Origin of the sequence: Glaciimonas sp. PAMC28666, assembly GCF_016917355.1 — a bacterium.
Lineage (GTDB): Bacteria > Pseudomonadota > Gammaproteobacteria > Burkholderiales > Burkholderiaceae_D > Glaciimonas.
Map to the genome: position 1 here is coordinate 4,495,247 of NZ_CP070304.1, position 20,766 is coordinate 4,516,012.

Sequence of the window (20,766 nt, forward strand, 5' to 3'; positions counted from 1 at the left end):
ACAGCAAACCGGGGTTTTGTGCGGTAACGGTTGAAGTTTTCGGACTTCCCCAGCCGCACCTAAAATAAAGACAGCCGTGATTATTGTTTTTCGGCGCTGACAGACTGCCCTTGTCCCTTCATTGCAGCGCATGCTCGCTCCGGTAGTTCCTCTTCCGAGTAATCGGCGATATGCGTTGCGACTGTCCAGACGTGGCCGAATGGATCTACTAGCGTGCCGGAGCGGTCACCATAAAACTGATCCTGCAAAGGTTTCAGTTGCTTGCCGCCAGCGCTAAGCGCCTGTTGAAACAGACTGTCAACGTTCTCGACATAGATCAGCATACTCACACCCGCGCTGCCTGCTGACTGCGGACTATGAAAGCCCATTTCGGGGAATTCGTCAGCAAGCATGAAGCGCGCATTGCCAATTTGCATCTCCGCGTGCCCGACTTTGTTATCTGGCCCATTCATGCGCATTAATTCGACCGCGTTGAAAGCATTTTGATAATACGTGATCGCGTCGGTTCCACCTTTTACAATGAGGTAAGGGGTTAAGCTGGTGTAACCTTCTGGGATGGCTTTCACTGTCATGATTTTTCTCCTGAGTTGGTTTTTTTACACAAGTGGGGTAAACGATGGACCCCTTTAGCCCACGTTATCGCAGCGGTAAGCGCTGATGATGTGAAAACGGCATCATATGAAAACATATGATGCCGTCAGCAGCGCCGGTCATTTAGCTCGCTCAGTTGGTTGGTATTATTCCACCAGCAAGCGAATTGATGAATTGGTCCCGCCGCGTCATACTGGCACCATCCTCAGGATAGGATGCCGTTTGATTATTTTCTACTTTTTTGCGTATGGGGATAGCAAACTAACCAGTTGTGCAAAAATCTTTGGGTTGCCCGCCAACACATCGCCTTTATAGAGATAGTCAGAATCACCGACAAAGTTACCAACGATACCGCCTGATTCAGTGATCAATAAGGTCCCGGCCGCGATATCCCAAGGTTTCAGACCCTTTTCGAAAAAGCCATCCAAACGGCCCGCAGCCACATACGCCAGGTCGAGCGCGGCCGAACCGGGACGGCGTAGGCCGGCGCAGCTCTGGCTCATGACGCGGAACATTTTCATATATTCGTCCATGACCGGTCCTTCTGTTTCACGAAACGGAAAACCGGTACCGATCAGGCCGTCGGCAATGCGAGTACGTTTGCTGACGCGAATACGTTTTTCGTTTAAGTAAGCGCCGGCACCCTTGCTAGCGGTAAACAGATCGTTGCGGGTAGGGTCGTAGATGACTGCTTGGGTAATTTGGCCGCGATGCTGAAGAGCAATCGATACGCAGTATTGGGGGAAGCCGTGTATAAAATTGGTCGTGCCATCGATTGGATCGATAATCCAGACGTTTTCGTTTTCGTCGTGGAGATTATCCGATGCACCGGACTCTTCGGCCAGAATGGCGTGGTCTGGATAAGCATTCTTCAGAACATCAATAATTGCCGCTTCAGCATTCCTATCGACTTCAGTGACAAAATCGTTATGGGCTTTTTTTTCGACCTGAAGCAGGTCAAGATCAAAAGAGGCGCGCGATATCACTGCGGCACCGCGACGGGCGGCCTTGATGGCCGTATTGAGCATAGGATGCATATCTGAGTTTGGTTCCGTTAAAATGGCGGCACTGTGCCGAAAGGAACAGAACCAACCTATATTATTAATAATGAGCGATGCAGGCCGTCTTGACGGAAAGAGAAGGCTGGAGACAAAAACGGATCGGCTGCAAAATAATTTGGAATATCCCTATTTCGCGAGTTTCATGATCGATAGCTAGCTATTGACACGTCTACTCTGGCAAAATCTGTCTGGACCCAGCATATTTTTCGCTTTGATCCCGTCAATCTGACAGGCTCCAAGCTAATACTTCACAACACCGAACATCAGCGTTTCCTGAAAATTAACCTGCGAATGACGCTATTTTAAATGAACCTGACAAAAACCAACACGTCTCTTTTCAATCGCTTACGCTTTGTGCTGGTTGATACCAGCAGTCCCGGCAATGTCGGGGCAGCCGCACGTGCCATCAAAACGATGGGATTTTCTGAGCTGGTGCTAGTAAATCCCCGCTATCCTGACGTCTTGCAGCGCGACGAGGCCATTGCGCTAGCCAGTGGCGCGCAAGATATTTTAGCCTCGGCTCGGATTGTTGACACTGTCGAGCAAGCCTTGGCAGGATGCAATTTTGCCGCAGCGTTAAGCGCTCGCCTGCGCGAATTCTCCCCTCCGGTCATGGCGCCTCGGGCAGTAGCGGCACAGTTAGCCTCCGACGCCACCCTAACGGGAGCAATTTTGTTTGGAAGTGAGCGCTATGGTTTGCCAAATGAAATTGTGGAAAAATGTAATGTTTTAATTAACATCCCGGCGAATCCTGAATATTCCTCCTTGAATTTGTCTCAGGCGGTCCAGGTGCTGGCCTACGAATGTCGGGTGGCCGAAGGAGCAGAGCAACCGGCAGATTTGAGCAGCGCTGGCGGCGAAATTGGATTTCAGGGAGACGTCGCTAATTTAATTGAGATTGAAGGTATGTTTGCCCATTTGGAAAAAGCGCTCATTGAAATCGATTTTCTTGACCCTGCGCATCCCAAAAAATTGATGCCGCGCTTGAAGCGTTTGTTCTCCCGGGCCGGGCTGGAGACTGAAGAGGTTAATATTTTGCGTGGTATCGCCAATCAGATTCTGACTAAGCGGCGCCGTCTTGATTAGCTGTGATTGCGATGAGAAAAAGGTAGATTACCAACTTGTTGTTAATTTTTTATTGGCGTTATTGCTTGCATAATCAGCAATATCGCTAACGGAGTATCACTTGGTGGCTGGTCTGTTTGCGGTGTTTTCTAGATATGCCCCGAAAATTAATCAGTTCAAAACGAAGTGTCGTCAACTAACCCGATATTGAACCGAAAATAATTTTCGACGATCAGCCCCAGTTGCGCATCAATCCGACCACCAAGCCTTCTAACGCAAAGTCATCCTGATCTTCGCCGACAATAATGGGTTCAAAGTCAGGATTTTCTGGCAGTAGTTGTATGGACGCACCGGTTTTTTGGTATCGCTTGACGGTCACGTCATCGCCTAAACGTGCCACGACAATTTGGCCATTTCTGGCCGATTCAGTTTTCTTCACGGCCAGCAAGTCTCCGTCCAGAATCCCTGCGTCGCGCATAGACATCCCGCGTACTTTAAGTAAGTAGTCGGGTTTATCACTGAAAAACGTCGGATCGACGTTGTAACGCGCCTGAACATGTTCTTGTGCCAGGATGGGTGAGCCAGCAGCCACGCGGCCGACCAGCGGCAAATTGAGCTGCATTAATGCCGGATGAGGCAGGGTGAATTGCTGTCCTGCATCGCCCCCGGTTCGCTTGCTCGTCGGAGCTGGCCCTTTATTCAAAAGTCGAATTCCGCGCGAGGTGCCGGGAGAAATTTCAATTGCACCCTTACGCGCCAGTGCTTGCAGGTGTTCCTCGGCGGCATTGGCTGAGCGAAAGCCCAGTTCCGAGGCGATTTCAGCACGTGTTGGGGGAAAGCCGGTGTTCTCGATAGCGTCCCTGATGAGATCAAGTATTTGTTGTTGGCGCGCGGTTAATTTGATCATATTGGTGGTGGCTATTTAAGAAAGTCAGATGCAAATAAATGGGTATAAAGAGGCGATCGCGTTGCTTGCCAGGGCTGTGTATATAAACAGTCTGTATTTTTGTACAGTATTCCCCTGAAAGCAAGTAAATTTAGCAATTATTGATGTTAATTTAGCCCCGGCATCGCGGGCGTTGAGTTTTGGAGAGTTTCACTGTATAGTTACGGACTTTCCTCTTCCCACACTCGTCTTGACGCCGGGGTGGGCTATTTTCAAACAGTCCAAAAAGGAGCTTACATGCGTCATTATGAAATCGTATTTATCGTCCATCCGGATCAAAGCGAGCAAGTGCCTGCAATGATCGAACGCTACAAGGGTATTGTCACTACACGTGGCGGTATTGTTCATCGCGTTGAAGATTGGGGTCGCCGTCAGTTGGCTTACCTGATCCAAAAATTGGCAAAAGCACACTACGTTTGCCTGAACATCGAATGCGACAGCGAAACACTGACAGAAATCGAAACTGGTTTCAAATTCAATGATGCTGTTTTGCGTCACCTGACGGTCAAGCTGAAGAAAGCTGAAACTGGTCCATCGCCAATGATGAAAGCTGTGCAAAAAGAAGATGCTGCTAAAAGCCATCGTACTGATGCACCGGCCGCACCAGCGTCAGCTCCGGCAGCCGCCTGATTTTACCGATTAACTTGCACTCGTTGCTTTACCATATTTCCAAATAGACCGGAGTGAACCAAACTAACAACGTGCTTCAATTGGTGGCCGAAATCGCAGAACGCGAAGTATTGCGTTATACGCCAGCTGGTATACCGATCGTTTCAGCAACATTGCTGAGTCGTTCTTCACCACATGAAGCAGGAATTGAACGTCAGGTTGAATTCGAAATTGCCGCTCTTGCCATAGGTGAGATATCGGGGCGATTCAATCAGACGGTATTAGGTGGTCACTATTGGTTCACGGGATTTTTGGCACGCAAGAGTCGTAACGGTAGAAGTCTGGTATTTCACATCACTGAATTTGCTGCAGCTGAAACTGTGGCGTAATTATTTATACAGGAGCCTCAAATGGCATTCGGTAAAAAGTTCGATAAAAGCAAACTGAAAAACAAGCGTCAACAACAAAACCCGCTGTTCAAGCGTAAAAAGTTTTGTCGTTTCACAGCGGCCCACGTCGCTAGCGTTGATTACAAAGACGTCGATACATTGAAAGATTTTGTTCAGGAAAATGGCAAAATTATGCCAGCACGCCTGACAGGTACCAAGGCTATTTACCAACGTCAAGTTGACACCGCGATCAAACGCGCGCGTTTCCTTGCGTTGCTGCCTTACACCGATCTGCACAACGTTTAATTGACGACTTGAAATAGGAGAAAAACATGCAAATTATTCTGTTAGAAAAAGTCGTTAATGTCGGCAATCTGGGTGAAGTCGTTCGTGTTAAAGATGGTTACGCACGTAACTTTCTGATCCCGCAACGTCTGGCTCGCCGTGCTACAACTACAGCAATCGCTGAGTTTGAAGTTAAGCGCGCTGAACTTGAAAAAACTGCAGCTGCCAAATTGGCTGCCGCTCAAGCGCAAGGCGAAAAATTGAACGGTTTGACCGTGAAGATTTCGCAAAAATCAGGTGTTGATGGCCGTTTGTTCGGTTCTGTCACTAATGCTGATATCGCTGAAGCGTTGACCAAGCAAGGTTTTGCGGTTGAAAAATCACAAGTACGCCTGCCAGTCGGCCCTCTGAAAACCGTTGGCGATCACGCTGTTGCCGTATCGTTGCACACTGACGTTTTAGTTGACGTTACTGTTGCTGTGATCGGTGAGCACGCTTAATTTAATTAAACGTGTTGTAACTACTTGTTGAAATGTTAAAAAGCCGGGTTTTCCCGGCTTTTTTATTGTCCTTTTTTTGTTTACTGCAACAGAGCTAAACTTGTAAGCAGGTATAATTCGCGCCATGCCACCTTCAGATCCACAGTTAGATTCACTACGCGTACCACCTCACTCAATCGAAGCGGAGCAATCCGTTCTGGGCGGGTTGCTACTCGATAATGCCGCTTGGGATAGAATCGCCGACTTTGTTCGGGCAGACGACTTTTATCGGTACGACCATCGCATTATTTTTCAACATATCGTCAAACTGATCAATAACTCCCGACCGGCAGACGTTATTACGGTATTTGAATCATTGGGTAGCACCGGCAAGGCCGAAGAGGTCGGCGGTCTGACCTATCTTAATGCGCTTGCACAAAATACACCTTCAGCAGCCAATATTCGTCGCTACGCTGAAATTGTGCGTGATCGCGGTATTCTGCGTAAATTGATTACGGTAGCGGATGAAATTTCAGGCCAGGCGTTCAGTCCGCAGGGTAAAGAAGTCAAGCAGATGCTGGATGAGGCTGAATCGAAGATTTTTGCGATTGCCGAAGAAGGCTCGCGGGGCGCCCAAGGGTTTCAGGAAATCCAACCCTTGCTGACGCAGGTAGTTGAGCGGATTGATGAGTTGTACAGCCGAGATAATCAAAGCGAAATTACCGGAGTGCCAACCGGCTTTGCTGATCTTGATAAAATGACATCTGGTTTGCAGCCAGGGGACCTTATTATTGTCGCCGGTCGCCCATCAATGGGCAAAACAGCATTTTCAATTAATATCGGTGAGACCGTCGCCATAGAAAGCGGACTGCCAGTGGCGGTGTTCTCGATGGAAATGGGAGGCACCCAACTCGCCATGCGTATGTTAGGCTCAGTTGGCCGCCTCGACCAGCATCGTCTGAGGACCGGGCGCCTTAACGATGAAGACTGGCCGCGCCTGACGCACGCCATTCAAAAAATGAATGATGCTCAGCTTTACATCGATGAAACGCCGGCATTAAGCTCCATGGAGCTTCGCGCGCGTGCTCGACGACTTTCGCGGCAGTGTGGCAAGTTAGGACTCATCATCATCGATTATTTGCAGTTAATGTCGGGCAACACAGCTGGCGAGAATCGCGCCACTGAAATTTCCGAAATATCTCGAAATCTAAAAGGTTTGGCCAAAGAATTGCAGTGTCCGGTAATTGCACTGTCACAGTTGAATCGTTCGCTGGAGCAACGCCCCAATAAACGTCCAATCATGTCCGATTTACGCGAGTCGGGTGCGATTGAGCAAGATGCTGATGTTATTTTATTCATTTATCGCGACGAAGTTTACAACCCTGACTCGCAGGAAAAAGGGACTGCAGAAATAATCGTCGGTAAGCAGCGTAACGGTCCGATTGGTAGTCTGCGGCTTACATTCCTTGGGCAATATACTAAATTTGAGAATTACACAGGCGGGCTAGGTGCACCACAGGGTGGAGACTAATCACGCGCTAGTGCTTAGTGCGGACACACATCATTACCCACATTTTCAGATATGGCGTTTTCGTTGCCCGATAATAAAGACATATTGGTCGATGTTTCAGGTAGCACAGCAAAGATTAATCCAGATTTAACGAAGAAGAGAGAAAAAATATGTTTGCACGCTTAATGCCCACCGAGGGCAAATTCTTTGAGCTCTTTAATCAACATGCCGAGTTATGCGTAAAGGGCGCAAAAGAAATGGTGGCATTGATGACCAATTTCGACGATTTGGAAATCAGGGTTCATGCTATCGAGGGCATTGAGAAGCAAGCCGATAAGATTACTTATGCCGCGATTGATATGCTGCACAAGACCTTCATTACGCCAATTGATCGTGATGATATTCACAAGTTAATTACGCGTATGGATGACATCCTCGATTTGCTCGAGGATGCAGCCCAAACGATCTCCTTGTATGACATCAAAGCGATTACGCCAGAAGCCAAGCGTCTTGCAGAATTATGTCTGGCTTGTGCAGAGAAGGTGAAGTCTGCGGTGGCATTGCTACATAACATGGATAATTCGACCAAGATTCTGGAGATTTGCGCGGAAATCGATCGTCTTGAATCGGATGCCGACCACGTCATGCGTGCCGCAATGTCGAAGCTTTTCCGCGACGAACCGGATGTCCGTACGCTGATTAAATTAAAAGCAATTTATGAAATTCTGGAAACCGTGACGGATCGTTGTGAAGACGTCGCAAATATCATTGAAGGCATCATCGTAGAAAACGCCTAAGGTCTTTCGCCACAGCGCGGTTGAAATAACGTGCTGAGCCATGGTGGGGCAGTTGATTCAGCTGCCGTCTACGATAATAAGTGTCAATACTTGTCCTGCCACCTCGATGTATTTAAAACGACTCAATTTTCCATGCAAACTCTTCATATCAGTATTTACGTTCTTGCTTTCCTGGTCGCGTTAGCCCTGGTGTTCGATTTTATGAACGGCTTTCATGACGCAGCGAATGCTATTGCCACGGTGGTCTCCACCGGTGTCTTGAAGCCTCAGCAGGCCGTCGCTATGGCCGCGGTGTTCAACTTTGTAGCGATTGCCGTGTTCCAGTTGCACGTCGCTGCCACAGTAGGGAAAGGTACCATTCACGCGGAAGTAGTCGACCATTACGTCGTTTTCGGTGCACTCATCGGTGCGATCTGCTGGAATATTTTAACTTGGTACTACGGTATTCCTTCGTCCTCTTCACATGCTCTGATCGGCGGTTTGGTTGGTGCTGCAGTGGCGAAAGCCGGTACCGGCGCATTGATCTCTTCCGGCCTGATCAAAACAATCGCTTTTATTGTCTTATCGCCATTGCTCGGATTTGTTTTCGGCTCAATCATGATGGTACTGGTGTCGTGGATTTTTGTTCGGTCGACGCCGCGTAAGATCGATAAGTGGTTTAGACGCCTGCAACTGGTGTCTGCATCGATGTATAGCCTGGGTCACGGCGGTAACGATGCCCAGAAAACTATTGGCGTCATCTGGATGTTGTTGATTGCTGCCGGGGTATCAAATGGTGCCGATTCGTTGCCGCCCTGGTGGGTGATTCTGTCCTGTTATAGTGCCATCAGTCTGGGCACATTATTCGGTGGCTGGCGTATCGTCAAAACCATGGGACAAAAGATCACCAAGTTAAAACCGGTCGGCGGGTTCTGCGCTGAAACGGGGGGCGCGATTACTTTATTTATGGCCACTATCCTGGGCGTGCCAGTGTCGACGACACACACAATCACCGGTGCGATTGTCGGGGTCGGTGCTTCGCGCAAGATGTCGGCGGTACGATGGGGCGTTGCTAGTAACATTGTCTGGGCGTGGATTTTTACGATTCCAGCTTCGGCATTTATTGCGGCAATTGCCTGGTGGGTCGGTAAGCAATTTTTGTAATTTGTGGTTGATGGCGAAATTTTCGCTGCAACGGTACGGGCCATACAACATAATTTGTATGGCCCGTTTCCGTTTACGACGGCTTTTTAGTTGGTATTGTTCGCGGAAAGTTACGATAAAAAGTGTCAACGTATTTCAGGATGGGTCATACCCGTAATTAAAAGCAATAGAATTAAAAGCAGTCAATAATCGATAATTAAGAATTAAGAATTAAGAATCAATTAATTACTCCCAAGATAATCGGTGCTTTGCATATACTCCCGATCCTCCGTGGGAAGAGCATCGGTCCAGACCGCCTCTTCTCCCGGTTGCGGAAGAACGTGACCGAATTCGACCATCAGGTCGGGCGGCAAGTCCGATACGTACACCCATATATACCGCCGATGCAGTGATGCGGCCTCCGCCACGGCGGCGACTAACTTTTCGATCAGCACTTTTTTTATGTCCAGGCTGCGCGCCCGTATAACTCCGTGAATGAATAGATGATTTGCTCGCAATGGACGGCCGCCAAGGTAGTAGTCTTCTGATAATTTTTCGGTGAACAAAATTTGTGCAAAGAAGTTATCGGCACCAGTCACTTCGCTGTGCGTACGGGTGATAGCTTGCGCGATGCGTGCTTTTGTTGCGGCAGTAAGGCAGTTTTCGGACGTATAAACCTGATAGGTCGGCATGATGCTTCTCCTGAACATTAGACAATCCTGATGGCGGTAAATATGGATTGGCGCCGGAGAGCCTTGGTCTGACTCAATAGACACCATTTCAAGTATAAACCGGCTCCAATAATCCGGTTAGCCCAGAAAGGGCGGTGAAAGTAGGGGACCGTAAGTTATAAGTGGTCCCTAACCGCTAACCGCTAAATACGCGGGATTCTTCAAACCAGCTTTAGGTGACTGTTTTTTACCGATAGGAAGTTGCCATGCAGCTGAGACCGGAGGCGCTGCAGTCATGGAGCGCGCGGGTCAATCCATCCAAGCCCTTGCGGGCTCGTGATTGTTTCTATGGTGCTACAATAAAAACTGAGAAATACAGCTTTCGTTCACGTAGATAGGTCGCGTGCTATCGACACATCAAGCGTTGGAGACTTTTCCAAACAAAAAATAAACCGTAAATTTTAAGCACAGGAAAAAATATATGGAACATAGACGACTCGGTAAATCAGGCCTTCGGGTGCCCGCGCTAAGCTTCGGCACGGCGACGTTTGGCGGCAGCAATGACTTTTTTAAGGCATGGGGAAGCACGGACGCACGCGGCGCGGAGCGACTTATCGATGTGTGTCTGGAACATGGGGTGTCAATGTTCGATACCGCCGATGTTTATTCCGATGGAATGTCGGAGCAGATTCTGGGTGAGGCAATTAAAGGCAAGCGTGGGCAGCTTCTGATTTCTACCAAAGCCACCTTTCCAATGGGTGAAGGGGCCAATGACTTCGGTTCATCACGTCAGCATCTGATAGAAGCGGTGGAGGGCTCATTGAAACGGCTCGGCACCGATCATATCGACTTGCTCCAGCTGCACGGGCAAGACAACAATACGCCGGTAGAAGAAACCATGGCGACGCTGGATCAGCTTGTGCGGTCAGGGAAGGTCCGCTATGTTGGCGGGTCGAATTTTTCTGGTTGGCACATGATGAAGTCGCTTGCGGTATCCGAACGCTACGGTTATCAACGCCATGTCGCGCACCAGGTTTATTATTCACTGCTTAATCGCGACTATGAATGGGAGTTGATGCCGCTCGGTGTCGATCAGGGTATTGGTGCGTTGATCTGGAGTCCACTGGGCTGGGGCAAACTGACCGGCAAAATTCGCCGTGATCAACCAGCCAAACCGGGTACCCGCGCGCATGATATCGCTGGGACCGGTCCCTATTTCGAAGAGGAGCGACTATTCAAAATTGTCGACGCGCTCGATCTTGTTGCAGCTCAGACGGGGAAAACTATTCCGCAGGTAGCGCTGAACTGGCTCCTGCAACGCGACACGGTCTCCAGCGTCATCATCGGCGCGCGCGACGAAAAACAATTGATCGAAAATATCGGTGCCACCGGTTGGAACCTTAGTGTTGAACAGGTGGCAGCGCTGGATCTTGCAAGCGATGTGTCGCCAGCCTATCCGGTGTGGCATCAACAGGGCTTTCCTATGCTAAACGAACGTGGTTAATCAGGCTTCGCTCATGCAGAGGCCGTAGCGTCAGATTAGATTTGAATACAGGAAAGCGGCTGTGCTAAAGGATTAAGGCAGCCAGGATACCGGTGACGTTGCTTTTTTTCGGGCTCTGCTTTGCGCCCAAAACAAAAATGGATGGTATGTATTTTAATACACACCATCCATTTTATTTTTGATTATTCAACATTCGTAACCGCAGGCAATGCGCTCCCCATTAACACTTTCGCGTCAATGTGCACCGCCAGCGTCAATCGGCCCAGTCGACCGTATCGGCTTGGTTAACCACACTAATGCCACCAAAAACAAAAACAATACGGCCGAGATCCAAAAAATGTCCGTCGCTCCCTTTGTGCTAGCTTCAACTGTCATCAATCTATCGATCACGGCATAGGCACCTTGGGGGGACATACCTTGCGCCGTTAATCCATGTACCGCATCGTTAAAGGCCGGATTCGAAGGTCCGCTATGTTCTGATAGTTGCGAATAATGCAATGCGGTGCGGCGATCCCAAAACGTACTGGTGATAGAGGTCCCGATTCCACCAAACATAATTCGCACGAAATTTGACAGACCAGCCGCAGCAGGTATCTTGTCGGGCGGCTGACCGGATAAGATAATGGATGTCAATGGAATAAAGAACATCGCCATCGCAGCACCTTGAATCACAGTGGGGATCATTAACTGCATGGTATCGACATTCTGCGTAAATCCCGAGCGCATAAAGAACACCAGTGCAAAAATCAGGAACGCTGCTGACGCGACCCAACGGGCGTCCACTTTTGGTAATATTTTACCGATGAGCGGTGACAAGATAATCGCAAAAATACCCACTGGTGCCATCACTTCCCCTGCCAATGTAGCAGTGTACCCAAGCTGCGTTTGCAACCATAGCGGCAGAATGACCAGACTACCAAAAAACAAACCATAGCCGATCGAGATGGCTATTACGCCGCCGCTGAAGTTGCGACTTTTGAATAGCGATAGATCGACAACCGGATGCTTACTTCCTAGCTCCCAAATTACAAAATAGATAAAGGCAATAACCGCGACCGCGGTCAGAATAACGATTTGGCCGGAGTTGAACCAATCAAGTTCTTTGCCTTTATCCAGCATGATTTGCAACGATCCTACCCAGACCACGAGAAGCCCCAAGCCTACCGCATCGATGGGCAACTTGCGGGTTGCCGACTCCCGCTCTTTATAAATGGACCAGGTTGCCCAAGCGGCGAAAACACCGATCGGAATATTGATATAAAAAATCCACGGCCAGGTGTAATTATCAGAAATCCATCCTCCCAGCAGCGGCCCCATAATTGGTGCAACGAGGGTCGTCATTCCCCAAAACGCCAGGGCCATCCCACTTTTTGAGGGCTTATAACTTCCGAGTAATAGCGACTGCGATAACGGGATCATCGGACCGGCAACTGCACCTTGTAAAACCCGCGCTGCAATCAATACTTCCATGCTCGGCGCCAGACCGCACAGCGTTGATGACAAAATGAATAGGATAATCGAGGTAATAAACAGGCGGACCTGACCAAAACGCTGGGTCAGCCAACCAGTCAAGGGTACTGAAATTGCGTTGGCCACCGCAAATGAGGTAATAACCCAAGTGCCTTGTTGCGGCGATACGCCTAAATCTCCCGAAATTGCGGGAATAGATACGTTTGCAATCGACGAGTCGAGTACGTTCATGAACACGGCTAGCGATAAGGCTACCGTGCCAAGAACTAGTTTCCCGCCGGTGAGCGGTTGCAATGGTTGGGGCGGTCGATTAGGGGAACTCATGCGTGCATTCCGGTTCGATTATCAGACTTCTTTCGGAACCTGCTGCGCTTCGCTTCATACTGCATTGCGCGGTGATTCATAAAGGAGTTTTTGTACAAAATATGCCATGAACATGATGAGACCTGATTACATTCAGTGTTCCAGCGATGTCCACGGCGGCAGATATTGACTTTTTTATTGCGTATAGTTTAATGCGCGGCAATCACGTTGTTCGGTGCATTGTTTGCAGCAATAATCCCGCTGATAATTGCATCAGCCTCTTCGCCCGATTTGTCGAATACCTCTGTTTTATAAGCAGGAACAGTGCGGGCTGCAGAACCTGCCGTCAGCGAAGTTCCTCCCGTTTTGGCGATGTCGACTTTGACATCCATCGAAACCCCTATCCGCAGCGGATGGGTTTCAAGATCTTTAGGATCAAGCGTTATACGCACAGGGATACGCTGCACAATTTTGATCCAGTTGCCGCTAGCATTTTGTGCCGGTAACAATGCGAAGGCAGAACCAGTGCCAGCCGCAAGTCCTAACACTGAGCCGTGATATTCAACCTTCGAACCGTACAAATCCGACACCAGTGTCACCGGCTGGCCGATACGCATGTTGGAGATTTGCACTTCCTTGAAGTTGGCATCAACCCACAATGAATTGAGTGGGACGATGGATAATAATGTCGTACCAGCTGCGACCCGTTGCCCTACCTGGACTGAACGTTTTGCAACGTAACCAGTGATCGGTGCTGGCAATGTGGTACGCGCGAAATTTAGGTACATATTGCGAACCTGAGCCGCCGCGTGCAACACATTTGGATGTTGCGCTACCGTGGTCTTGTCGGTCAATACGCGATTGGAGGCGAGTTGTTCACTCGTTGCCAGCAGAGCTGCATCCGCAGCCTGTAATGCAACCTTGGCATGTTCCAATTCTTCCTTCGACACTGCACCCGTCGTGATCAATTGCTGACGGCGCGCTAAGTCGGCGCGGGCTTTTTCCACTTCTGCTCGACGTGCGGTGACGTTTGCGTTCAACGCACTATTATTGACAAAAAGTGTGCGTACTTCCCGCACCGTTTGGGCAAGCTGCGCTTCTGCCTGATCGAGTGCAACTTTCGCGTCGGCTTGATCGAGTTTGATGAGGGGAACACCAGCCGTAACCAATTCGGTATCGTCAGCATTGATCGCAATTACTGTACCGCTAACCTGAGGTGTTACCTGAACCACGTTGCCGGAGACATATGCGTCATCGGTGCTTTCGAAATGACGGGCGAATATCATCCACCAAATGCCGTACGCGATCAATCCAATGATCAGGAGTGCGGTGAACGCAATGAGAAGTCCACGGCGCTTGCCTTTGGTCTCAATAGGTTGTTCGACGTCGGGTACGCCTGCGCTGGCAGGAGGTGCAGCATTGTTAGGATCTTGAGGTGTTTGATTAGGTGTATTCATGACGCTGCATTCGCAAGAGGTGGACGGTTTGACAATGGGTTATTGTCGCTGCTTTTTTTTGTATCGGGAGCGCTGTTTGTCGCCGGAGTTAGTCCTTCAGTGCCGGCATCGAAGCCGCCACCTAACGACCTGATCAGACCTATTCTCAAATCGGCGCGGCGAGCACGTGTATCGAGCTCCAGTTTGCGCTGTGAGAGATAGGTAATTTGAGTGGCTACAACCTGAAGCATGTTGGCGGTGCCAACTTGTTGACGTTGCTGTGCCAGCTTCATAGCGCGTTCCGCAGCCTGGGTTGCCGCTTCCTGATTTGTTTTTACAATTTCAGCGGCCCGCAAGGACTGCACCTGATCCGAGACTTCATGTAATGCATCGGTAAGTGCCTTGTTATAGGTCGCAACTGCGCCATCGTAGGCGGCGACGCGACCTTTCAACTGCGCACGTAACGCGCCTCCTTCAAATATGGGCAAATGAATGGCGGGTCCGATACCATTGACCATACTACTTTTGCTGAGAAAGTTGGTCCAGCCCAGACTTGATAATCCGATCATTGCCGACAAATTGACGTTCGGGTAGAACTCCGTTTTCGCCACTTTGATATCGCTTTGTGCGGCTTCGACCTGCCAGCGCGCAGCCACGATATCGGCGCGGCGCCCTAGTAAGCCCATCGGTAACTGATCGGGAAGGGCAATAGCGATTTCGGCAGGAAGAGTAGGCTGGGGGATACGTAAACCACGATCCGGTCCCTGACCTAGCAGCGCTGCTAACTGATTGCGGGTTAAGGCGATGGCCTCAATCCATTGCGCCTGATCGTTGCGTAGAGTCGCAACCTGTAAACGACTTTGTTGATTGTCGCTCTGGGTGTCAAGTCCGGCCCTAAAGCGTTGTTCAGTCAAACGGTCCAGTTGATCACGCAACGTTAATTGTTGATTACTTAAATCCAGCTGTGCATATTGTCGTGCTAATTGAATCCATGCCTTAGCAACGGCGGTGGTCAGCATAAGACGTGAGGCGTAATGTTCAGCTTCTGCGGCTTTGCTTTGTGACAGCGCAGACCGTAATTCCGCGCCATGCTTGTCCCAAAAGTCGAGGTCGTAAGAAAAGTTCAGTGCTAATTCATTATCTGTCACATACTCGCCGCCAAAAGGAGGCGGATAAATGCTGTTTTCGGTAAAGCGTTGGCGGGTGGTAGAAAAGCTGGCCCCAACCTGAGGCTTGGAACTTGCGCCCGCTGCTTCAACCATTGCACGCGCCGCGGCGACGCGGGATGCTGCGACCTGCAAGTCTGGGTTCGCGGCCAGGGCCTCGTCCGTTAATTCTTGCAGCGGAGCGCCACCGATTCTGGTCACCCACGAAGCGTCAGGCCATTGCCCCCCTTGATTCGGTAGCGACGTTGCGGTGGCGTAATCGGCAGCTGTATTCGAGTGAGCGCTGGTTTGAATGCCGCTCATATTGGCGCAAGCCGATAAAAGGATAGCGACGGCGCATATAGCGAAGCGCTGCATAGGCATGAAAGGTAATGCGGTTCGGGGAGAAGAAGGAAATGTATTCATTGGAATGATTGGTTTCGCGGCATTCGTTGATGATGGCATGTTATCGAAGTAGTTCCTAAAGGCAGTCGCGCACGCGATAATGATCGGACTGAAATTTGTTGTCTGGTCAACGAATTTTAATGGGTTGGTGCTGTGAATTATTCGCAATCACGCGTCGTAAGAGAGATTTTAGGAAACCAATCTCTTCTGCACTGAAACCCGCAAAATGTTGATTTAACACGGCGCAAAAAACCAATGGTATTTTTTTGGCAAGTTCTGCGCCATCAGCGGTGAGCCCGAGTTTTACAAGGCGCCGGTCTTGCGGGCAGGGCTCCCGTAATATCAGCCCACGGGCGCTTAATCTATCAATCATGCGCTTCATGGACGCCCCATCGGTGTATGTTTCCCGCGATAAGTCTGCAGCAGTTGAGTATTTGCCAGTCGAGAGCATCAATAAGATAGCTCCCTGAGTGTGCGTGATGCCGAATTCGCTCAGTAAGTCATCCGAGCTCTTCATGAGCATGGTGCGTGAGCGAGCCAATAAATAGCCGATACTATCGTCCATTTGATAATTTTCTATTGCGAAGAGGGGAGCTGAGTTATCGGAATTTGACACGTAAGTTCTTAATTAATCATTGCCTAGGCAAGATTATATAGGAGTTTAAAAAAACTCGCAGGAAGATGTAAGGACGCAAAACACGATAAAAATGCGGCGTCGCAATCTTGCCCGCGCCAGTCGAGGGCGATCCTGTCGCACGTTGTTTTTTTGCCTCAAAAATTAGAATACAAATTCCAAACATTCTGTACCTCTATTACGGAAACGTTTCTTTTTTAAAACTTTATTTTAAATTTTTCAGTTTTTGTCCCAATGAAAAATATTTCTTGCATGCACCAAAATAGGACGATGATTGCCGTTAAGATAACATTTAACAATAAGCTCCCATTAGGCACTAACGCACCAGGTCCGCACCATCTTGGGAGAATTCGGTTCAATATGGTACTTCAGTCAAACCTGCATAAAGTTAAAGCTCTCGGCGAGAAAAGCTAATAGCTTCGGATAACCACATCCGGCCAAAAACCGTATAAATTATTTATAAAACAAACGTTCCTTCTCGGCAATATAACTGTTAATCTTAAAAATTCACGGTCCTGAGTGGAACTTGTTTTGAATAAACTTCTGACTTTTCCTGAGCAAACAGCTGCACCGCCTTTGGCAAGTGCCAAAGCTATGCTATTTCATGATCCGCGCGCTACCGCGTTATTAAAACAGGTTGAACGCGTCGCTTTGAGCGATGCTACCGTGCTGGTGACCGGGGATACCGGGACTGGGAAAGAGTTGATCGCACGGCACATTCATGCGCAGAGCGGGCGGGCCGGCCCATTTATTGCCGTGAACTGTGGTGCCTTCTGTGAGACCTTGGTCGACGCTGAATTATTTGGTCATGAAGTGGGTGCTTTTACCGGTGCCACGCATGCACGTTCCGGATGGTTTGAAGCTGCCAATGGTGGCACGTTGTTTCTCGATGAGATCGGGGAATTGCCCGCTTCGTTGCAAGTAAAATTACTGCGTGTCCTGCAAGAACGCCAGGTTGTCCGACTTGGTTCGCGACGCGCCATACCTCTGGATGTGCGATTAGTCGCCGCAACCAATGTCGACCTGCAGCAGGCGATATTCCAGAATAGATTTCGCGCTGATTTATTTTATCGGCTCAGCGTCGCGACGGTTAATATGTTGTCGCTGCGCGCCAGATCGGGTGACATCTTGCCTTTGGCGCGCCACTTTATTGAGACATATAGCAAACGATTGCATCTTGAGGGCGTGACTTTAAGTGTTGTTGCGCAGAAAATGCTTGAAAGTTACGATTGGCCAGGAAATATTCGTGAGCTCGAAAATGTCATCCATTACGCACTGATTGTTTGCGATGGAAACGTCATCATTAAAGATGATCTCAAGCTCGCCGGAAATATGCAGCGGCCATCCAATTTCGAAACGAATGAGATAATGGAATATGCGTCGCATACTGCACCTCAAAGAGATCATGGGAATGGTCATTCAGGTTCACAGATGCAGCATCGGCTTGAGGCGTTAATTGCAGAGTGCATACAATTCGCGCAGCCGAATCTCTTCGAAACTGTTGAAAAAGTGGTCGTCCATACTGCTTTCGCAGGATGTAATCAGAACCAGGTGCAGACTGCAAAGGTTTTGGGGGTGACCCGTAACATGCTCAGAACACATTTAAAACGATTTGGTTTAATTGGTTGAGAGCGGTGTCATGGCTGTTTATGTGTCGACAATCATCCGCCGTCCCTGCCTTATATCAGACAACGCTTAGCGAAAAGTAACCAATAAAAAAGGGAGCAATTCAACTGAATTGCTCCCTTTTCACATCAATCAACCTGGTCCGTAGCCGAAATTAACGACTTGGATAGTTGATCACATTGGATTACAAGACTTCACTGGCGTGGTCGGCCAAGCGCGAACGTTCGCCCCGTGCCAATGTAACGTGGCCACTGTGCGACCAACCCTTGAAACGATCCACCACATAGGTTAAGCCACTGGAACCTTCGGTCAAATAAGGCGTATCGATTTGCGCGATGTTACCCAGGCAAATAATTTTGGTGCCGGGGCCAGCGCGAGTGACCAATGTCTTGATTTGCTTCGGCGTTAAATTTTGCGCTTCGTCAATAATCAAGAATTTGTTAACAAAGGTCCGACCGCGCATGAAGTTGAGTGACTTGATTTTGATCTTTGAACGAATCAAATCTTGTGTCGCAGCCCGACCCCATTCACCTGCATCAGAATCTGATTTGTTGAGCACTTCGAGGTTATCGTCGAATGCACCCATCCACGGCCCCATTTTTTCTTCTTCAGTACCCGGTAAGAAACCAATATCTTCGCCGACTGGAACCGTCACCCGCGTAACGATGATTTCGTTATACGTTTTGGTTTCCAATACCTGGGCTAATCCTGCGGCCAAGGCTAATAGCGTCTTGCCGGTGCCGGCTTGCCCAAGTAAGGTGACGAAATCGCATTCCGGGTTCATCAGCAGATTTAGCGCAAAATTCTGCTCGCGGTTACGTGCAGTCACGCCCCAAACGCTGTTTTTAGCGTGGGCATAATCGCGTAGCGATTGCAACACGGCTGTTTTGCCATTGATCTGCGTGACCTGGCCATAAAACGCGGCTTCACCGTTCTTCGGTTCAATAAATACAAATTGATTAACCAGCAGTGATGGTACCAACGGACCAGTCAGCCGATAAAAAGTGTAGCCGGTTCCCAGCTTGTTTTCCTGCCAGGACTCAATACCTTTACCGTGCTTAATCCAGAAATCATCCGGAAGTTGTTGAATGCCGGAGTACAACAGATCAGTATCTTCCAGCACATGATCGTTGAAATAATCCTCAGCTGGCAGACCCATGGCACGGGCCTTGATACGCATATTGATGTCTTTTGACACCAGCACAACCGGCCGCCCCGGCGTCTCTGCTTCAAGCGCGCGCACCACGCCGAGAATCTGGTTATCGGCCTTACCAACAGGCAATCCTTCGGGTAACGTCCCATTTTGAAGCTTGGTCTGGAAGAAGAGTCGGCCCTTAGCATCCTTATTACCCAATTTGGATAACGGAATTCCGTGGTCGATCTGATCGTCCACTACATCGCCAACCAGTGCATCGAGAGAACGCGAGACCTGACGGGCATTGCGGGCCACCTCCGACATACCTTTCTTATGGTTATCAAGCTCTTCCAGCGTCACCATCGGCAAATAAATGTCGTGCTCTTCAAAGCGGAACAGTGAACTAGGATCGTGCATCAATACATTTGTATCAAGCACAAACAGCTTCGTTACGCCGGATTTGTCAGCCGCGCGGCTAGTACTGGATTTGGGGCGACCTTCTGTCGACTTGGCGGTTTTATCTGTGACTGAACGCGGATTATCGTTCGGGGCCTTGTCCGATTTACGACTTTCAATTGGGCGATTCTCAGCAGGCTTATTGCGCGCCTGCGGGATCGGGGCAGCTATCAATTTCGCTACTGGCGCAGCGCGAACCGGGCGGGCAGCTGGTTCCACGATTGCAATGCGCGGTTTGACGGTTTTGCCAACTTCCGCTTTTGGATAATCCTGAACGGAAAGAAGGGCAGCGGGTTTGGTCGGTAGTTTTGGTAGGGGCATAAAAAACCTCGCTTAGGGATAAAAAAAACGTTCGCAGCGGAAAAACACGAATCGGACCAACCTGTGAAACAGCCTAAAAAACAACGTAATACAAATAAACGAGATCGATTGCCAAGTTCATAGTTTAGAAGTTTTATAAATCGCAAAGTAAAAAAGCCGTTTGAGAAGGCCAAAGACCTTATCCTCAAACGGCTTTCCAGGGAATATTTTTTTAGAATTCAATGATTTAGAAACTCAAGTTATAGTCTTCACAAAATCAAGTATATCCGTGACGTGCCCGGGCACCTTCACTCCACGCCATTCTTTCACCAATGTACCAGCGCCGTCAATCACAAACGTACTTCGATCGATGCCACGGAGTTGCTTGCCGTACATATTTTTCATCTTCATGACGTTAAACATCAGGCATAACGTTTCTTCAGGATCGGAAATTAAATCGAACGGCATCTCCAGTTTAGCTTTAAAGCCTTCATGCGAACGTATGCTGTCGCGACTGATTCCGAAGATAAATGTATTGCTTTTTTGGAATTCGGCAAACAGTTCTCGAAATTGAATGCTTTCCGTAGTGCACCCTGGCGTATTATCTTTTGGGTAAAAATAAAGGACCAAATTTTTGCCCCGAAAATCGGACAATGTGAACGTTTGGTTGCCAGTCATGGCGGCGGAAAATTCGGGCACAGGCATATTAATGATCGATACGTCATTTGCCACTTTTTAACCTCTTCTCTGAATTAAAATTCACGAAAAACTAGCCTGCGGGCTTGTGCGCTCCTTACGGCCCAGTCTAGCGGACTGCCTTCGTCGAC

Annotated in this window: 20 protein-coding genes; 10 read left to right on the plus strand and 10 right to left on the minus strand. The window is 49.1% G+C overall.

Annotated elements, in window-relative coordinates; genetic code table 11:
• Positions 1-80: 80 nt before the first annotated feature.
• Together JQN73_RS19145 and JQN73_RS19150 are read right to left on the minus strand one after the other, a co-directional pair.
• Positions 81-572: a VOC family protein gene (locus JQN73_RS19145; RefSeq protein ID WP_205320531.1), complete on the minus strand. Its 492-nt coding sequence runs from the start codon at positions 570-572 to the stop codon at positions 81-83.
• 252 nt (positions 573-824) lie between these two features.
• Positions 825-1,628: an inositol monophosphatase family protein gene (locus tag JQN73_RS19150; RefSeq protein ID WP_205320532.1), complete on the minus strand. Its 804-nt coding sequence runs from the start codon at positions 1,626-1,628 to the stop codon at positions 825-827.
• A 330-nt stretch (positions 1,629-1,958) separates the two neighbouring features.
• Here JQN73_RS19150 and JQN73_RS19155 point away from each other — a divergent pair, with 330 nt between their 5' ends.
• Positions 1,959-2,738 (plus strand): RNA methyltransferase, encoded by a 780-nt coding sequence (locus JQN73_RS19155; protein WP_205320533.1) that lies wholly within the window; start codon positions 1,959-1,961, stop codon positions 2,736-2,738.
• 211 nt (positions 2,739-2,949) lie between these two features.
• Here JQN73_RS19155 and lexA read toward each other — a convergent pair whose 3' ends face one another.
• Positions 2,950-3,624: a transcriptional repressor LexA gene (gene lexA / locus JQN73_RS19160; RefSeq protein WP_205320534.1), complete on the minus strand. Its 675-nt coding sequence runs from the start codon at positions 3,622-3,624 to the stop codon at positions 2,950-2,952.
• A 276-nt stretch (positions 3,625-3,900) separates the two neighbouring features.
• Here lexA and rpsF point away from each other — a divergent pair, with 276 nt between their 5' ends.
• The 7 genes from rpsF to JQN73_RS19195 all read left to right on the plus strand — a co-directional run bounded on the left by rpsF (position 3,901) and on the right by JQN73_RS19195 (position 8,875).
• Positions 3,901-4,293, plus strand: a complete 393-nt coding sequence (gene rpsF / locus JQN73_RS19165) for a 30S ribosomal protein S6 (protein WP_205320535.1) — start codon at positions 3,901-3,903, stop codon at positions 4,291-4,293.
• A gap of 53 nt (positions 4,294-4,346) precedes the next feature.
• A complete protein-coding gene (gene priB, locus JQN73_RS19170) occupies positions 4,347-4,661 on the plus strand; it encodes a primosomal replication protein N (protein ID WP_205320536.1) in 315 nt (104 codons plus the stop codon).
• Positions 4,662-4,682: 21 nt separating this feature from the next.
• On the plus strand, positions 4,683-4,967 hold the full coding sequence (gene rpsR, locus JQN73_RS19175; protein ID WP_108439014.1) for a 30S ribosomal protein S18: 285 nt from the start codon (positions 4,683-4,685) through the stop codon (positions 4,965-4,967).
• A 26-nt stretch (positions 4,968-4,993) separates the two neighbouring features.
• Positions 4,994-5,446, plus strand: a complete 453-nt coding sequence (gene rplI, locus JQN73_RS19180; protein WP_205320537.1) for a 50S ribosomal protein L9 — start codon at positions 4,994-4,996, stop codon at positions 5,444-5,446.
• Between the two features lie 124 nt (positions 5,447-5,570).
• Positions 5,571-6,956 carry a replicative DNA helicase gene (locus tag JQN73_RS19185; RefSeq protein ID WP_205320538.1) on the plus strand — a complete coding sequence of 462 codons (1,386 nt, stop codon included), beginning with the start codon at positions 5,571-5,573 and terminating at the stop codon, positions 6,954-6,956.
• 149 nt (positions 6,957-7,105) lie between these two features.
• Positions 7,106-7,732 (plus strand): DUF47 domain-containing protein, encoded by a 627-nt coding sequence (locus JQN73_RS19190; protein ID WP_205320539.1) that lies wholly within the window; start codon positions 7,106-7,108, stop codon positions 7,730-7,732.
• Positions 7,733-7,864: 132 nt separating this feature from the next.
• Entirely contained in the window at positions 7,865-8,875 is a 1,011-nt protein-coding gene (locus JQN73_RS19195) for an inorganic phosphate transporter (protein WP_205320540.1), read from the plus strand.
• A 221-nt stretch (positions 8,876-9,096) separates the two neighbouring features.
• Here JQN73_RS19195 and JQN73_RS19200 read toward each other — a convergent pair whose 3' ends face one another.
• Positions 9,097-9,546, minus strand: coding sequence for a tautomerase family protein (locus tag JQN73_RS19200; RefSeq protein ID WP_205320541.1), 450 nt, complete (start codon positions 9,544-9,546; stop codon positions 9,097-9,099).
• A gap of 460 nt (positions 9,547-10,006) precedes the next feature.
• Between JQN73_RS19200 and JQN73_RS19205 the strand changes: the two genes are divergently transcribed.
• On the plus strand, positions 10,007-11,029 hold the full coding sequence (locus JQN73_RS19205) for an aldo/keto reductase (RefSeq protein ID WP_205320542.1): 1,023 nt from the start codon (positions 10,007-10,009) through the stop codon (positions 11,027-11,029).
• A 234-nt stretch (positions 11,030-11,263) separates the two neighbouring features.
• Here JQN73_RS19205 and JQN73_RS19210 read toward each other — a convergent pair whose 3' ends face one another.
• From JQN73_RS19210 to JQN73_RS19225, 4 genes are all read right to left on the minus strand, one after another.
• Positions 11,264-12,823, minus strand: a complete 1,560-nt coding sequence (locus tag JQN73_RS19210; RefSeq protein WP_205320543.1) for a DHA2 family efflux MFS transporter permease subunit — start codon at positions 12,821-12,823, stop codon at positions 11,264-11,266.
• 188 nt (positions 12,824-13,011) lie between these two features.
• Positions 13,012-14,259: an HlyD family secretion protein gene (locus tag JQN73_RS19215; protein ID WP_205320544.1), complete on the minus strand. Its 1,248-nt coding sequence runs from the start codon at positions 14,257-14,259 to the stop codon at positions 13,012-13,014.
• Positions 14,256-15,848, minus strand: a complete 1,593-nt coding sequence (locus JQN73_RS19220) for an efflux transporter outer membrane subunit (RefSeq protein ID WP_370551262.1) — start codon at positions 15,846-15,848, stop codon at positions 14,256-14,258. The genes JQN73_RS19215 and JQN73_RS19220 overlap by 4 nt, the downstream gene beginning before the upstream one ends.
• Before the next feature lie 67 nt (positions 15,849-15,915).
• Positions 15,916-16,353 (minus strand): MarR family winged helix-turn-helix transcriptional regulator, encoded by a 438-nt coding sequence (locus JQN73_RS19225; RefSeq protein WP_205320545.1) that lies wholly within the window; start codon positions 16,351-16,353, stop codon positions 15,916-15,918.
• Between the two features lie 600 nt (positions 16,354-16,953).
• Between JQN73_RS19225 and JQN73_RS19230 the strand changes: the two genes are divergently transcribed.
• Positions 16,954-18,051, plus strand: coding sequence for a sigma-54-dependent Fis family transcriptional regulator (locus JQN73_RS19230; protein ID WP_240162334.1), 1,098 nt, complete (start codon positions 16,954-16,956; stop codon positions 18,049-18,051).
• 181 nt (positions 18,052-18,232) lie between these two features.
• On the opposite strand, the gene JQN73_RS19235 is transcribed toward JQN73_RS19230, so the two are convergent.
• Entirely contained in the window at positions 18,233-19,960 is a 1,728-nt protein-coding gene (locus JQN73_RS19235) for a PhoH family protein (protein WP_205320546.1), read from the minus strand.
• A gap of 234 nt (positions 19,961-20,194) precedes the next feature.
• Positions 20,195-20,644, minus strand: a complete 450-nt coding sequence (locus tag JQN73_RS19240; protein ID WP_205323477.1) for a peroxiredoxin — start codon at positions 20,642-20,644, stop codon at positions 20,195-20,197.
• Between the last annotated feature and the right edge of the window lie 122 nt (positions 20,645-20,766).